This window comes from Pseudomonas paracarnis (assembly GCF_904063055.1).
GTDB classification, from domain to species: domain Bacteria; phylum Pseudomonadota; class Gammaproteobacteria; order Pseudomonadales; family Pseudomonadaceae; genus Aquipseudomonas; species Aquipseudomonas paracarnis.
This window is the reverse complement of the sequence record NZ_CAJFCN010000004.1, coordinates 204,503-218,035: the sequence shown is the minus strand read 5'-3', so window position 1 is coordinate 218,035 and position 13,533 is coordinate 204,503. Positions and strand designations below refer to the sequence as shown.

General features: G+C 58.4%; 18 protein-coding genes. 8 read left to right on the top strand and 10 right to left on the bottom strand.

Going from position 1 to position 13,533, the window contains the following annotated elements; genetic code table 11:
• Positions 1-355: 355 nt before the first annotated feature.
• Together JMV15_RS10835 and JMV15_RS10830 are read left to right on the top strand one after the other, a co-directional pair.
• Positions 356-670, top strand: a complete 315-nt coding sequence (locus tag JMV15_RS10835) for a hypothetical protein (protein ID WP_019820908.1) — start codon at positions 356-358, stop codon at positions 668-670.
• Positions 671-959: 289 nt separating this feature from the next.
• Positions 960-1,172 (top strand): cold-shock protein, encoded by a 213-nt coding sequence (locus tag JMV15_RS10830; protein ID WP_003192493.1) that lies wholly within the window; start codon positions 960-962, stop codon positions 1,170-1,172.
• A 67-nt stretch (positions 1,173-1,239) separates the two neighbouring features.
• Here JMV15_RS10830 and JMV15_RS10825 read toward each other — a convergent pair whose 3' ends face one another.
• Together JMV15_RS10825 and JMV15_RS10820 are read right to left on the bottom strand one after the other, a co-directional pair.
• Complete coding sequence (locus JMV15_RS10825) at positions 1,240-1,560, bottom strand: I78 family peptidase inhibitor (RefSeq protein ID WP_003192494.1); 321 nt, start codon at positions 1,558-1,560, stop codon at positions 1,240-1,242.
• A 144-nt stretch (positions 1,561-1,704) separates the two neighbouring features.
• The gene (locus JMV15_RS10820; RefSeq protein ID WP_014719123.1) at positions 1,705-2,010 is read right to left on the bottom strand and encodes a hypothetical protein; all 306 of its coding nucleotides are present in this window, start codon (positions 2,008-2,010) and stop codon (positions 1,705-1,707) included.
• 156 nt (positions 2,011-2,166) lie between these two features.
• Between JMV15_RS10820 and JMV15_RS10815 the strand changes: the two genes are divergently transcribed.
• Positions 2,167-2,373 carry a hypothetical protein gene (locus JMV15_RS10815; protein WP_014719124.1) on the top strand — a complete coding sequence of 69 codons (207 nt, stop codon included), beginning with the start codon at positions 2,167-2,169 and terminating at the stop codon, positions 2,371-2,373.
• 29 nt (positions 2,374-2,402) lie between these two features.
• Here JMV15_RS10815 and JMV15_RS10810 read toward each other — a convergent pair whose 3' ends face one another.
• From JMV15_RS10810 to JMV15_RS10780, 7 genes are read right to left on the bottom strand one after another with little or no spacing between them, the layout of a single operon-like run.
• Complete coding sequence (locus JMV15_RS10810) at positions 2,403-3,431, bottom strand: nucleoside hydrolase (RefSeq protein WP_019820906.1); 1,029 nt, start codon at positions 3,429-3,431, stop codon at positions 2,403-2,405.
• A 27-nt stretch (positions 3,432-3,458) separates the two neighbouring features.
• Positions 3,459-3,863, bottom strand: a complete 405-nt coding sequence (rbsD, locus tag JMV15_RS10805) for a D-ribose pyranase (RefSeq protein WP_019820905.1) — start codon at positions 3,861-3,863, stop codon at positions 3,459-3,461.
• On the bottom strand, positions 3,860-4,777 hold the full coding sequence (rbsK, locus tag JMV15_RS10800; protein ID WP_019820904.1) for a ribokinase: 918 nt from the start codon (positions 4,775-4,777) through the stop codon (positions 3,860-3,862). The genes rbsD and rbsK overlap by 4 nt, the downstream gene beginning before the upstream one ends.
• Positions 4,778-4,800: 23 nt before the next feature.
• On the bottom strand, positions 4,801-5,823 hold the full coding sequence (locus JMV15_RS10795) for a LacI family DNA-binding transcriptional regulator (protein WP_014719128.1): 1,023 nt from the start codon (positions 5,821-5,823) through the stop codon (positions 4,801-4,803).
• 3 nt (positions 5,824-5,826) lie between these two features.
• Positions 5,827-6,804: an ABC transporter permease gene (locus JMV15_RS10790; protein ID WP_032903933.1), complete on the bottom strand. Its 978-nt coding sequence runs from the start codon at positions 6,802-6,804 to the stop codon at positions 5,827-5,829.
• Positions 6,801-8,354, bottom strand: coding sequence for a sugar ABC transporter ATP-binding protein (locus tag JMV15_RS10785; protein WP_019820902.1), 1,554 nt, complete (start codon positions 8,352-8,354; stop codon positions 6,801-6,803). The genes JMV15_RS10790 and JMV15_RS10785 overlap by 4 nt, the downstream gene beginning before the upstream one ends.
• Before the next feature lie 57 nt (positions 8,355-8,411).
• On the bottom strand, positions 8,412-9,371 hold the full coding sequence (locus tag JMV15_RS10780; RefSeq protein WP_014719130.1) for a sugar ABC transporter substrate-binding protein: 960 nt from the start codon (positions 9,369-9,371) through the stop codon (positions 8,412-8,414).
• Between the two features lie 565 nt (positions 9,372-9,936).
• Between JMV15_RS10780 and JMV15_RS10775 the strand changes: the two genes are divergently transcribed.
• The 3 genes from JMV15_RS10775 to JMV15_RS10765 all read left to right on the top strand — a co-directional run bounded on the left by JMV15_RS10775 (position 9,937) and on the right by JMV15_RS10765 (position 12,162).
• The gene (locus JMV15_RS10775) at positions 9,937-11,025 is read left to right on the top strand and encodes an asparaginase (RefSeq protein ID WP_019820900.1); all 1,089 of its coding nucleotides are present in this window, start codon (positions 9,937-9,939) and stop codon (positions 11,023-11,025) included.
• A 191-nt stretch (positions 11,026-11,216) separates the two neighbouring features.
• The gene (locus JMV15_RS10770) at positions 11,217-11,468 is read left to right on the top strand and encodes a DUF1654 domain-containing protein (protein WP_014719132.1); all 252 of its coding nucleotides are present in this window, start codon (positions 11,217-11,219) and stop codon (positions 11,466-11,468) included.
• Between the two features lie 4 nt (positions 11,469-11,472).
• A complete protein-coding gene (locus JMV15_RS10765; protein WP_019820898.1) occupies positions 11,473-12,162 on the top strand; it encodes an endonuclease in 690 nt (229 codons plus the stop codon).
• Positions 12,163-12,197: 35 nt separating this feature from the next.
• Here JMV15_RS10765 and JMV15_RS10760 read toward each other — a convergent pair whose 3' ends face one another.
• Entirely contained in the window at positions 12,198-12,563 is a 366-nt protein-coding gene (locus JMV15_RS10760; protein WP_019820896.1) for an SPOR domain-containing protein, read from the bottom strand.
• Between the two features lie 264 nt (positions 12,564-12,827).
• On the opposite strand from JMV15_RS10760, the gene csrA reads away from it, so the two are divergent.
• A complete protein-coding gene (gene csrA / locus JMV15_RS10755) occupies positions 12,828-13,022 on the top strand; it encodes a carbon storage regulator CsrA (RefSeq protein ID WP_003192511.1) in 195 nt (64 codons plus the stop codon).
• A gap of 210 nt (positions 13,023-13,232) precedes the next feature.
• Positions 13,233-13,493: a hypothetical protein gene (locus JMV15_RS10750; RefSeq protein WP_014719135.1), complete on the top strand. Its 261-nt coding sequence runs from the start codon at positions 13,233-13,235 to the stop codon at positions 13,491-13,493.
• The last annotated feature ends 40 nt before the right edge of the window (positions 13,494-13,533 follow it).

Sequence of the window (13,533 nt, the reverse complement as noted above, 5' to 3'; positions counted from 1 at the left end):
TCTCCTAGTGGTGACCCCTACCAAAGGTCACGTGGGTTGGGATGAGCCAGTACAAGATCCAACACCAGGCCGTTCAATGAAGAACGCCTGCCTTACAGCGGCAGGAGCCTTTCGGCCAACCGATAATCGAACCAGAGTGACTGGAGTGAACAAAAAGGACCTGGCAAGGCGGCAAATGGCGCGCCCGGAAATAGCCAGGCAAGGATGCTAGCACAGATGAACGGTCATCGCGTCGGCCAAGCGTTGGGTAAAGAGCAATTCATGGCTTTATAGCTGCGAAAGTGAACTTGAGCTGTACGCCGGGCCTCAAAGCCACTGAGAATCGCCGTTCGTCCTCGACCCAAAGGAGCATCCCATGATGCGTTTTACCTCTACCCTCGCTGTCGCCGCTACCCTGAGCCTCCTTTCCCTCGGCGCGCAGGCTGCAGCGCCTTCCAACTGGCCAGCCGGCGCCCGTGACGCCTTCGTCAACGACTGCAGTGCCGCCGCCAGCCAGAACGTGGACGTCAAGACCGCCAAGGCCCACTGCGAATGCGGCGCTGACAAGATCAATGCCGAATTGAGCACTGCCGAGATCAAGGAATTGATGACCAACCAGAACGCCAGCCCGGAGCTTAAAAACAAAGCGGTCGCGGCTATTTCGTCCTGCAAAGTGGTGAAGAAAAAGTAAGATTGGCTGACGATTCGACGGCCATTTCGCTGGAAAAACAGCCTGAAAACTGCCATTTCACACAAATTATGCAGGTTTTACGGCTTTTTTTAACAGCTGATATTTCGTCGCAAAGCCCCGTAAATCGGGGCTTTCAGCCGAATGATGAATCAAACGCAAAGCGATTGATTAGCAAACAGTGCCTTGGGGGGGCTCCCAAGCCGAACATTTCGACTATGATAGCCCAGTGTGCCCAGTTGGCCTGAGCAGCACAGCACTACTGAAAATATATGTTTCTTGGAGATACACCATGTCTAATCGCCAAACCGGCACCGTTAAATGGTTCAACGATGAAAAAGGCTTCGGCTTCATCACTCCTACAGGTGGCGGTGACGACTTGTTCGTACACTTCAAAGCTATCGAAAGCGACGGTTTCAAAAGCCTGAAAGAAGGCCAAACCGTTTCCTTCGTGGCTGAGAAAGGCCAAAAGGGTATGCAAGCTGCACAGGTTCGCGGCGAGTAATTCTCCGCTGAGCTAAAAAAACCCCGTCCATGTGACGGGGTTTTTTATGGGTAATGCAAAAGCCGTATCAGCCGCAGTTAACCCGGTTGATCACCAGATTGTTGTCGGTGTTCAGGTTCAAGCGGTCGGAGCGATATTCCAGCGTGATCATGTCATTGGGCTTGAGAATGCGTGCATTCTGCGCGCCGGCACGTGTGCGAGCTTGCTCCAGCAACTGGGGCGAGGCCTTCTGGCCGATGGCGAACTCTGCAGCCTTCGACTCACAGCGGCTATGACCGGCATCGGTCGCAGTGGCAGCTTTGCCTGGCTCAGAGGCACCCGGGGTGCTGCAACCTGCCAACGCGAGCGCAGCCAACAAAGTACCGAATGATGCGAGCTTCCAAGGCATGAAGCCTCCTATGATAAAAAGTGGAGAGAGATCGTGCGACATCAGTCAAAGCGATTGGTTTCAAGACGTTAACCGCTTGTGGGCAAGTCTGCCTGACTCACTGCTGGCAAGCGCCCTGTCAATCGTGACTAGATATGAACGCACTTAGTAGATGTCGATATAGTCTGACGTCGCTGTAGGCCAATTCTGCTTCAGCGCGTTAAAAATCTGCATGACCCACACTTCATCACTGGCCGCCACGAGGCCGACATAACCGGAACCCTTGGCCCAGGTCTCCAGGCGAAACAGCAGGCCACCGATATCAGCCCCACCGACTACGCCGGAAGAAATGTAGGCAACGCCTGCCTTGCTCACCCGCAGCTGGGTATGTTCGTCGTCACTGGCGCTGCCAAGCAGTTGGCGCACGGCCTCCAGCGTCAGGTTGTCGGGGTTGCTCAAATCGATTTGCACGCGGTGTTTCCGGGCCATTTAACAGGCCGACAGTGTCGCACAGCCGCTGCTTCATGCCTAAGTAGCAGTGCCAAATGCCGTACAAAATGCTTAACTGCGCCCATCTGGAACGGCGTTCCAGTGCACTACCCCGCATTTTCAGACCGTGAGATTTCCATGACCACCGTAACGCTTCAAGCCGACATCAAAGCCAAGTGGCCCCAAGGGCAAAGCTCCTACAGCCCCGGAAGCCCGGAAGAACTGGCGATCATTGGTATCGATCTGTTGGTCAAGGAACTGGGCACCCAGGCGGCGCAAGCGTTCATCGGCCAGATATTCGAGAAATACCCGGCCGACTACAGGGGCGCCCAAGAGCGCGATTAGAACCGGGCGACGAGCGCCGCCCCGCTCACTTACTTCAGACGCGCCAGGCGCTCGGTCAACAGATCGAAGAAGCCCTGGGCGTCGCCATTCTCAACCCAGAACACATTCTTTGGCTGCTTGAGCCCATCGTACCAATCGACGATGGTCTGGCCGAAGGTCGGGCCTTCGCGGCTGTCGACTACCATATTGGCCTCACGACCGCTGAACAGCGAAGGCTTGAGCAGGTACGCCACCACGGTAGCGTCATGGACCGGGCCACCCGGAATGCCGTAGTGCTCCATATCGCCTTTGACGTACTCATTCAGAATACTGCTGACGACCTTGCTCGCGTTGTTGTTCAGGTCCGCAATCTTCTTCAGGCGGGCGTCGCTGGTGAGGACTTTATGGGTCACGTCCAACGGCAGGTAGGTCAACTTCACACCGCTTTTGAGCACGATCTCCGCCGCCACCGGATCGGCGAACAGGTTGAACTCAGCCACTGGGGTGATATTGCCGCCATTGAAGTGGGCGCCGCCCATCACGACCACTTCCTTGATGCCCTGGGTGATTTCGGGCGCTTGAGTCAGTGCCAGTGCCAGGTTGGTCTGCGGGCCGAGCATGGCGATGGTGATGCTGTGCGGCTTGGCGCTGCTCAGGGTGTTGATCAGATAGTCGACCGCATTGCCTTCGGCCAGACCTTTTTTCGGTTCATGCACCGTGACGCCCGAGATGCCTTCCTTGCCATGAATATTCTCGGCGTAGATCGGTTTGCGCAGCAGCGGCGCTGGCGCACCGGCGTACACCGGGATATCCTCGCGCCCTGCCCACTCGCGCGCCAGGCGTGCGTTGCGGGAGGTCTTGTCCAGGCGCACATTGCCGGCGACGGTGGTCAGCGCACGAATGCTCAACTCCTGCGGCGAGGCCATGGCGAACAGCAAGGCCACCACGTCATCGGCACCCGGGTCGGTATCGATGATCAGGTCGATTTTTTCCGCCGCTTGGGCGCTTGCAGCAGTGAGCGCGGACAAAAGCAGAACACTCCGGAACAGGTTTTTCAGGGTAGGTAGACCACGTTGCATAAAGCACTCCTTGTCATTGGGGGGACGCTAGAACGTTACGCCGGACACCAGCGCGATATTGCAGTACGGCTGGCATTCGCCAGTGCGCACCACGGCGCGGGCATTGCGGCTCAATTGCTTGAATTGGTCATGGCTGAGCAGGCGGCGCTCACCCAGTGCAGCCTGCTCTGTGAGCGCATTTAGCGCGGTCAGCGCGGGCGGTTGCTTCAGCAGGATCTCTTCTGCCAGCACATGGCTTTCCACCTGCATTTCGCTAAGCACGATGCGCAAGGTGCTGATGAAGTCAGGGATGCCCTGAGTCAGTGCCAGGTCGATCAGTTCGACGCCGGGAGGCACCGGCAGGCCGGCATCGCCGATGACCAGGATGTCGCCGTGACCCAGGGACGCGATCACGCGCGACAGTGCGATATTCAGCAAAGGTGTCTTTTTCATGCGGGCACAAAACCTTGTACGTCGTGCAGCGTAGGAATGGAAGGCTGAGCGCCGGCGCGGGTCACTGACAATGCCGCCGCCACCTGGCCAAAACGGATCGCCCGGGCTTCGCTCTGGCCCGCGGCCAGCGCGGCGGCAAAGCCACCGACAAAGGTATCGCCAGCAGCGGTGGTATCCACCGCCTTGACCTTCGGCGCCACCAGGTGCTCAAAGCTCTGGCCGTCGGCAAACAGCGCGCCCTGGGCGCCCAGGGTGATGATGACCTTACCGGCGCCCGCCTGGATCAGCGCGGTCGCGGCGACCTTGGCGCTGTCGAGGGAGTCGACCGTCACGCCACTCAGAGCGCTGGCCTCGCTTTCATTGGGGATCAGATAATCGATCGAGGCATACCAATCAGCGGGCAACGGCCCGCTTGCCGGGGCCGGGTTGAGAATGACCGTCTTGCCCAGCTCGCGCCCCCGCTGGAGCGCATACCCAACAGTCTCCATCGGCACCTCAAGCTGGCAGATGATCACGTCTGCCGCCTGCAGCACAGCGTCGCACGTTCGCAGCGACGCAGGCGTCAGCTCACCGTTGCTGCCGGCCACAATGACAATGGCGTTCTGGCTGCTGTCATCGACCACGATCAATGCCACACCGCTGGAGCCGTCCACCGTGCTGACGGCCTGGCAATCGATCCCTTCCACCAACAGCGCATCGCGCAATTGGCTGCCATAGGCGTCGGTACCGATGCATCCCACCATGGCGACACTCGCCCCCAGGCGTGCCGAGGCGACGGCCTGGTTGGCGCCCTTGCCGCCGGGCACAGTGGAGAACGTCTGGCCGATCAGGGTTTCACCGGCACGCGGCAAGCGACTGGCGCGAGTGACCAGGTCCATGTTCAAGCTGCCTATTACCACTACTTTTGCTGGCATACATCAGTACTCATCAATTCGGTTCAGCGGTATTGGGCGAACACATCAGCCAATGGCGCAGTCGACTCACGCAAAACAATACTGGGCGTCACGATACGTTGATCGATCGGCAGTTGGGGTGTTGCTATTCGTTGCAGTAACAATTCGGCCGCAGTCTCGCCCAATTGCAGGATCGACTGGCCGACCGTCGTCAGCGCGGGGTAGACGTAGCGCCCCATCTGGATGTCATCGAAACCGATGACCGACAGCTCGCCCGGCACCCGCACATTGCGCTCGGCGGCGGCGCGCAGCACGCCAAAACCAATCATATCGTTGCTGGCGAAAATCGCGCTGGGCGGGTGTTGCGATAATAACTCTACGGCTGCGGCATACCCGCCCGTGCTGGTGAAATCGCTTTCCAGGGTACGACTGGCCAACACCTCGATGCCCGCCTCGCGCAATGCACGCTGGTAACCCGCCAGGCGCATCTGCGCCACGCGGGTATGCCCAGGGCCGCCGATACAGGCGATGTCCCGGTGCCCCAGTTCAAGCAAGTGCCGGGTCGCCAGGTAAGCGCCCTCTTCGTGATCGATGCGCACCAGGTCCACATCAATCCCATCCAGCGCCCGGTCGACAATCACCATGGGCGTGCGCACTGCACTCAAGCCCGCGGCAAGGCCACTGTCATCGCCGCCCACGGATGTCACGATCAAGCCATCGACGCGCTTTTCCAGCAACACGCGCAAGTAACTGCGCTGTTTCTCTGCGTCGTCATCCGAGTTGCAGAGGATCACGCAATAGCCATTACGCTCGCAGTAATCCTCGATACCCCGAGCCAGTTCGGCAAAATACGGGTTGAGGCTATTGGGCACCAGCAGGCCGATGGTGGCCGTGGTCTTGGCCTTGAGCGAGCGTGCGACGGCACTGGGCACGTAGTCCAACTGCTTGATCGCCGCCTCGACCTTGATGCGTACCGGCTCGCTGACTGGGCGCGTCTTGTTCACCACATGGGACACGGTGGTGTAGGAAATACCTGCAAGCGCTGCCACATCCTTGATCGTTGCCATGGTTCAGCCCCGCCGACTGGCGCGCTGGCTGCGGTAAGTATCGAGGACCACGGCAATCACGATCACGGCGCCGGTAATGATACGTTTAGTCGGTTCCGTCGCGCCGATCTGTGCCAGCCCAGCGGCCAAGACCGAAATAATCAACACCCCGAAGAACGTACTGATGACCGAACCACGCCCGCCCATCAGGCTGGTACCACCGATCACCACGGCGGCGATCACTTGCAGCTCCAGGCCCGAACCGGCATTCGGGTCCGCCGCTTCCAGGCGCGAAATCTGGAACAGCGCCGCCACACCGGCCAGCAGGCCCATCAGGCTGAACACCAGAATCTTGTATGGCTTGGGGTTAATACCCGCCAGGCGCACCGCTTCTTCGTTGGTACCGATGCCGATCAGGTAACGCCCGAACACAGTACGGGTCAGCACCAACTGGGCCGCGATGATCACCAGCAAGGCGATGATGAACGACGGGGAAATACCAAAAGCAATCGGGTTGGACAGCCAGGCAAACGAGTCACCGATATAAGCGGTGCGCGAGCCCGTCATCTGGTAGGCCACGCCGCGGGCCATCTCCAGCACGCCGAGGGATACGATAAATGACGGAATGCGCCAGGCCACCGTGATGGAACCGGTGATGGTGCCGGCCAACGCCGCGCAGCCCATGCCCAACAGGGCGGCGGGCAACACGCTCCAGCCCCAGCCCAGGATCGCCACGCTGACCGCCGAGGCCGCCAATGCCAACACCGAGCCCACGGACAGGTCGATGCCGCCAATGATCAGGATGAAGGTCATGCCCACCGCGAGCACCATCAGGTCAGGAATCTGGTTGGCCAGGGTGCTGAAGGTGTCATAGGACAGGAAGTGATCGCTGAGCACCGAGAACAGCGCAATCATCGCCAGCAAGGCACCTGCCAGCCCCAGGTAAGTACCCAGGCCATAGAAGTTGCCGCCAGTTTTACCGGGGGAAGTGCTTGTTTTCATGGGGTATTCCTAGGCGCGGCTTCGTTGAGCAGCGCATCACGTTTCTGATAGCCGGCGAAGGCGGCGGCGAGCAATTCGTCCTGGGTCCAGCTGTCACGCTCGAAGGTCTCGATCAGCCGCCCGGCGGACAACACACCGATGCGGTCACAGATCAGCATCAGCTCACGCAGGTCACTGGACACCACTACCAGCGCTTTGCCCTGACGGGTCAATTCACCGAGCAAAGCGTAGATGTCGAACTTGGCACCGACGTCGATACCACGGGTGGGCTCATCGAACAGCATCACCGCGCAATCGCGCTCCAGCCAGCGGCCAATCACCACCTTCTGCTGGTTACCACCCGACAGCTCGGACACCAGTTGCGTCGGGCTGGAACTGCGGATACGCATGGCGTCGATCTGGCGCTTGGCCAGAGCGGTTTCGTTGCGACTGTTGACGACGCCACCGCCGGAAATTTCCGGCATGTTGCCCAGGGCGATGTTGGCGCTGATGGATTGGGTCAGCAGCAGGCCCTCACCCTTGCGGTCTTCGGTGATCAAGGCAATACCATGACCGACCGCGTCCACCGGCGAGCGAATGCTCACCACCTTGGCCGGCGAACCCAAGGCCACGGTGCCGCTGTCGGCCGGATCGGCGCCGAAGATCAGGCGCAGCAACTCGGTGCGGCCGGCGCCGATCAGGCCGGAAATGCCATAGATTTCACCGGCGCGCACTTCAAAGGACACATCGCGGACCTTGTCCGAACGGGTCAGGCCCTTCACCGTCAAGGCCGGGCCTCCGATGGTGCGCGGGCCCAAATCGATGTGTTCACCCAGTTCGCGACCGACCATCAAGGTCACCAACTGCTCACTGTTGTAATTGGCCATCGGCTCGACGCAGACCAGCTTGCCGTCGCGCAATACCGCAATGCGCTGGGCGACACGGGCCAACTCTTCGAGCCGGTGAGAAATATAAATGATCGCCACGCCTCGAGCCTGCAGGCGCGTGATTTGTTCGAACAGCATCTCGACTTCACGAGCAGTAAGCATCGCCGTGGGCTCGTCGAGGATCAGTACATGGCAGTCGCCGATCAGGTTACGGGCGATCTCGACCATTTGCTGGTGACCGATGCCCAGGCTGCCCACCAGCGTGTCCGGGTCGATCGCGTCCAGGCCGACTTGGGCCATGGCTTCGATCGCGGCTTTGCGCAGTTGTTTGCGGCTGATCCAGCCACAGCGGCTCGGCAGGTTATCCAGGAATAGGTTCTCAGCCACGGTCAGCGTCGGCAGCAGGTTGAGTTCCTGCATGACCATGCGCACGCCCAAGGCTTCGGCCTGGGTGCGGCTGGCGGGGCGGTAATCCTGACCATTGAATTGCATGTGCCCGGTAGTGGGCGTGACCAAGCCACCGATGATCTTCGACAAGGTGCTTTTGCCTGCGCCGTTCTCACCGGTCAGCGCCAACACTTCCCCGCGATTGAGCGTCAGGGTGATGTCGGACAGAACCGGTTGGGCATAGGTCTTACCGATACCGCTGACCGAGAGGACAGCGTTCGGGGCGGAAGATGACATAGGAAAATCTCCAGGCGCCCGCTCAGGACGAGCAGGCGCTGTTGGGTACTGCCAGGATTACTGCTTGATGACGAGCTCGACCGGGGTTTCGATCACGCCATCTTTGGCATCGACTTTCTCACCCTTGACCAGCTTCAGCGCGTTCTGGATACCAAACACGGCTTGCTGGGCAGCGGCCTGGTCAGCGGTGGCCAACACACGACCGTCCTTGAGCATTGGTTTGATCGCGTCAATGTTGTCATAACCCACAACCAGCACCTTGCCGGCCTTGCCTGCCGCACGCACGGCGGAAACAGCGCCCAGGGCCATGTTGTCGTTACCGGCCAACAGCGCCTTGATATCCGGTGTTTCGCTCAGCATCGCTGCCGCGATCTTGTTGCCTTGGTCGATTTCCCAGTTACCGGATTGGGTGGAAACAATCTTCATGCCTGCCGCGTCCATCGCATCCTTGAAGCCTGCGGTGCGCTGCTGGGCATTAGTGGTAGTGGGTACGCCCTCGATGATGCCGACCTTGTCACCGGCGGCCAGTTGCTTGGCCAGGTAGTCGCCCACCAGCTTGGAGCCTTTGCGGTTATCCGGGCCTACGAACGGGATATTGAGGTTTTTGCTTTTGAGTACTTCCGGGTCCAGGCGGTTGTCGATGTTGACGACTTTGATACCGGCATCGGAAGCTTTCTTCAGCACACTGGCGAGTGCCTTGGAGTCGGCGGGAGCGATGACAAGCGCATCGACCTTGGCGTTGATCATTTCGTTGACAATGGCGATCTGCGCGCTGGTATCGGTTTCGTTCTTGATGCCGTTGGAGATCAACTTGAATTCTGTTGGGTGCGCTTTCTGGTAGTCCTTCGCACCGTCGGTCATGGTGACGAAAAACTCATTGGCAAGGGACTTCATGACCAAACCCACGGTAGGCGTTTTGGCAGCGTCATCGGCAAATGCAGAAGAGAGAGGCAAAGCGGCGGATGCGGCAGCAAGCACAGCAACAGCAAGAAGACGTCCAGCAAATGGCAGCTTCATGGGTTCACTCCGATCTTATGATTATTGTGAGCAACGCTTGCACCGAAGACCCCTTCGGCAGCCCTCCCACTTGGGCGGCTGATACGAGCTGTCACGATGTGCCAAGGGCGCAGTGAAACATCTCGCAAACGTTTGCGTTGAGTAAACTATGAGAACCTTGTCGAGATTTGTCAACGGTAGCAGCAAGGCTTTCACGGACGCCCTCCAAGCCCTCCCTTCAGCTATCGGCCGCTGATACGTTTAAGCAAGCTCGCCCTCTCTGACCTTCGCTGAAACGACAGCCTGGGTGGCGAATGATCATGCAGGGTGCCCGGACAAATCGTGAACGCTTTTCGGACAACCGAACACCACAGCCCTTCTCGTTCGGAAAGCCGGACAGCACCGACCCCCACCAAACCGAAACCCTGCTTTAAGTTGTTTTAAATCAATAAGTTAATTTAAAAAAACCAACATACTCAGCCTGGTACAAATCCTGCTCTTTCTCAGCACCTCGCGGCGTTCAGAACCGCCCGGGTGTTCTAGATGAACCTGCTACAGCACTCATCAAAAACCAGAGAGAAAAATAATGAAATCTGCATTGAAGAACGTTATTCCGGGCGCCCTGGCCCTTCTGCTGCTGTTCCCCGTTGCCGCCCAGGCAAAGGAAGTTGAAAGCAAGACCAAACTGTCCAACGTGGTCATCCTCGCCACCGGCGGCACCATCGCTGGCGCCGGCGCCAGCGCGGCCAACAGCGCCACCTACCAGGCAGCCAAAGTCGGCATCGAACAACTGATCGCCGGCGTTCCTGAGCTTAGCCAGATCGCCAATGTTCGCGGCGAACAAGTAATGCAAATTGCGTCGGAAAGCATCAATAACGAAAACCTGCTGCAACTGGGTCGCCGTGTCGCCGAATTGGCCGACAGCAAGGACGTGGATGGCATCGTGATCACCCACGGCACCGACACCCTTGAAGAAACCGCCTACTTCCTGAACCTTGTGGAAAAAACCGACAAGCCTATCGTGGTCGTCGGCTCCATGCGCCCAGGCACCGCGATGTCGGCAGACGGCATGCTCAACCTGTACAACGCCGTTGCGGTCGCAGGCAGCAAGGAAGCCCGCGGCAAAGGCGTGCTGGTGACCATGAACGACGAGATCCAATCGGGTCGCGACGTCAGCAAGATGATCAACATCAAAACCGAAGCCTTCAAGAGCCCATGGGGGCCAATGGGCATGGTCGTTGAAGGCAAATCCTACTGGTTCCGCCTGCCGGCCAAGCGTCACACCATGGATTCTGAGTTCGACATCAAGACCATCAAAAGCCTGCCTGACGTTGAAATTGCCTACGGCTACGGCAACGTGAGCGACACCGCTTACAAAGCATTGGCCCAAGCGGGCGCCAAAGCGATCATTCACGCCGGTACCGGCAATGGCTCGGTATCGTCCAAGGTCGTTCCAGCACTGGTGGAATTGCGCAAGCAAGGCGTGCAGATCATTCGTTCTTCCCACGTCAACGCCGGTGGCATGGTTCTGCGTAACGCCGAACAGCCAGACGACAAATACGACTGGGTCGCCGCCCTTGACCTGAACCCGCAGAAAGCCCGCATCCTGGCCATGGTCGCACTGACCAAGACCCAGGACAGCAAGGAACTGCAACGGATCTTCTGGGAATACTGATCCCTGCTGATTCACCTGTAGATGCTTTTGTGGCGAGGGAGCTTGCTCCCTCGCCATATTCAACCCCTCTCCCCCCGCACCTCAACAAACTTCCTGATTCGCTGTCAGACGAACTTCTTGAAATTTAAGCAGTTGCGAAATTGCCTACAGTTAAATACTGTATGTGCGTACAGCCAATTAAGGAATGTTCTGTGGCAAAGCCCTCTTCCGCAGCCCCTGCATCGCCTGACGCCTACCAGCGCCTGGCTATCCGCGTGCAAAAAATCATCAATTCGACCAACGCCCAAAAAGCCAAGGCAGCGTTGATCTTCCGTTTACCCGATGAACCGGAGACCGATTGGCAACGTTTACTGGAAGAGATTTCGGAAAACGACAACGTCACCCTCGCCTATCGAGATGACGGTGGCGTGCAGATTTTCTGGGTTGTGCCGAAGGAAGATTGATTCAATGAGTGCCCGTTTTATTGCTGTGTGCTGTCTGTTTTTAACCGTCACCGCCAACGCCCAAGCCCCTCGCACCTTCAGCGAAGCCAAGAAAATCGCCTGGAAGCTCTACGCGCCGCAATCCACCGAATTTTATTGCGGCTGCAAATACACCGGTAACCGGGTCAACCTGAAAGCCTGCGGTTACATCCCCCGCAAAAACGCCAACCGCGCCGCGCGCATTGAGTGGGAACACATCGTACCGGCCTGGCAAATCGGGCATCTGCGCCAATGCTGGCAAAATGGCGGGCGAAAAAACTGCACGCGCCATGATGAGGTGTTCAAGCGCGCCGAGGCAGACCTGCACAACCTGGTGCCGAGCATCGGCGAAGTGAATGGCGACCGTAACAACTTCAGCTTTGGCTGGCTGCCGGTGCAAAGCGGGCAGTACGGCTCATGCCTGACCCAGGTGGACTTCAAGGCAAAGAAAGTCATGCCGCGCCCGTCCATTCGCGGAATGATCGCGCGCACGTATTTCTACATGAGCAAGCAATATGGCCTACGCCTGTCGAAGCAGGACCGGCAATTGTATGAAGCCTGGAACAAGACCTATCCGGTGCAAATCTGGGAGCGCCAGCGCAACCAGACCGTGGCTTGCGTGATGGGGCGCGGCAATGAGTTCGTCGGCCCGGTCAACCTGAAGGCCTGCGGCTGAACGTGGGCGGGGCTGCCCGCCCACCTGGCCTGCTGCTACTGCGCAGCCTTGTGTTCGATGATCTCCGACACGGTGTCGTTTTTCTTGGCCCGTGCCATTTTTTCGTTTAGCAGCGCCTGCTTGGCTTCGGCCTCGGCTTTGGTCGCGAACGGCCCCAATAGCACCTCATCCTTGCCGTCGACTTTGACGATATAGAAATTGAAGCCGTGTTCCAGCAACCAGGCGGTCAGGTCGGTGATCGCCTGCAGCTTGTGGTCCGGCGGGCCGACCCGTATATCCCACTCCTGAGCGGCAATCGCACCGGTTTGCGGCAGGCTTTCGGTCACGGCAGGCTTGGCCTTGGGGGCATCGACCGACTTACCTTCACCGCATCCGGCCAACGCCAACACCACAATTGCCATCGCTACTTTACGCACTGCCCTGCTCCTTTGAGGATCAAAGAGGCAACTTTACCATTCACTGTCTATTCTGGCCGTCATAAACGTTGGCTTAAACAATGCGAATCATGTATCGCGACCTGTATGATACCGCCATGGGAATTAATGTCGCCTCTATGCGTCCTAGAAAGAGGCAGTCACAGGGAAGCGCTTCGCAGTAAGCTACACACATCCGACACCTACCCTGTCTGAAACATGTGTCCTTAAAAGTAATTCAAGGAGAAGTCCATGCTTATACTCACCCGCAAAGTCGGTGAAAGCATAAACATCGGTGATGACATTACGATCACCATCCTGGGCGTTAGCGGCCAGCAAGTACGAATCGGCATCAACGCCCCTAAGGATGTTGCCGTGCATCGCGAGGAGATTTACCAGCGTATCCAGGCCGGCCTGACTGCACCCGACAAAAACCAGACGCCTTGAAACGCCTCCAGTAGCCAGCCTTTTCGTTCACTGTAACGGCTGGCGAAAACCCAATTGGCCTGCTCGCGTTTCCCCGCGTGACCAGCGCGCCTTGAGCTTTCCCTTCGCTGCAAGATGAAACTGTCAGGGTATCCGGAACTTGTCGCGCTATTGGCAGCCCAATTTCTGACACTTTATCCTGCCATCCGAGTGCATTTCAGGAACACGTCGATGAGGCCAGCCGCGTCGCAATCCCTTGTTTCCAGATCCTGGATGATTGCCCTGTTGATAGGGCTGACCTTCGTGGCACTCGGGTGTGGCCTGAGAATGGAAGTTGAAGGGGCCGATCCCGACACCCATTCCTGGGTGGATCTGGCGCTTCTACTCTGTGGCTACCTGCTTGTGTTCTGCCTCAAGCCCATCCAGAAGGTGATCTTGCGCAAGCTGTGTCAGCGCGCCGCTCATCGCGCCCATGAAAAAGCCGCACGCTGAGGGCGTTTAGCGGTTATCGGATCGCCGGTATTTACACCGC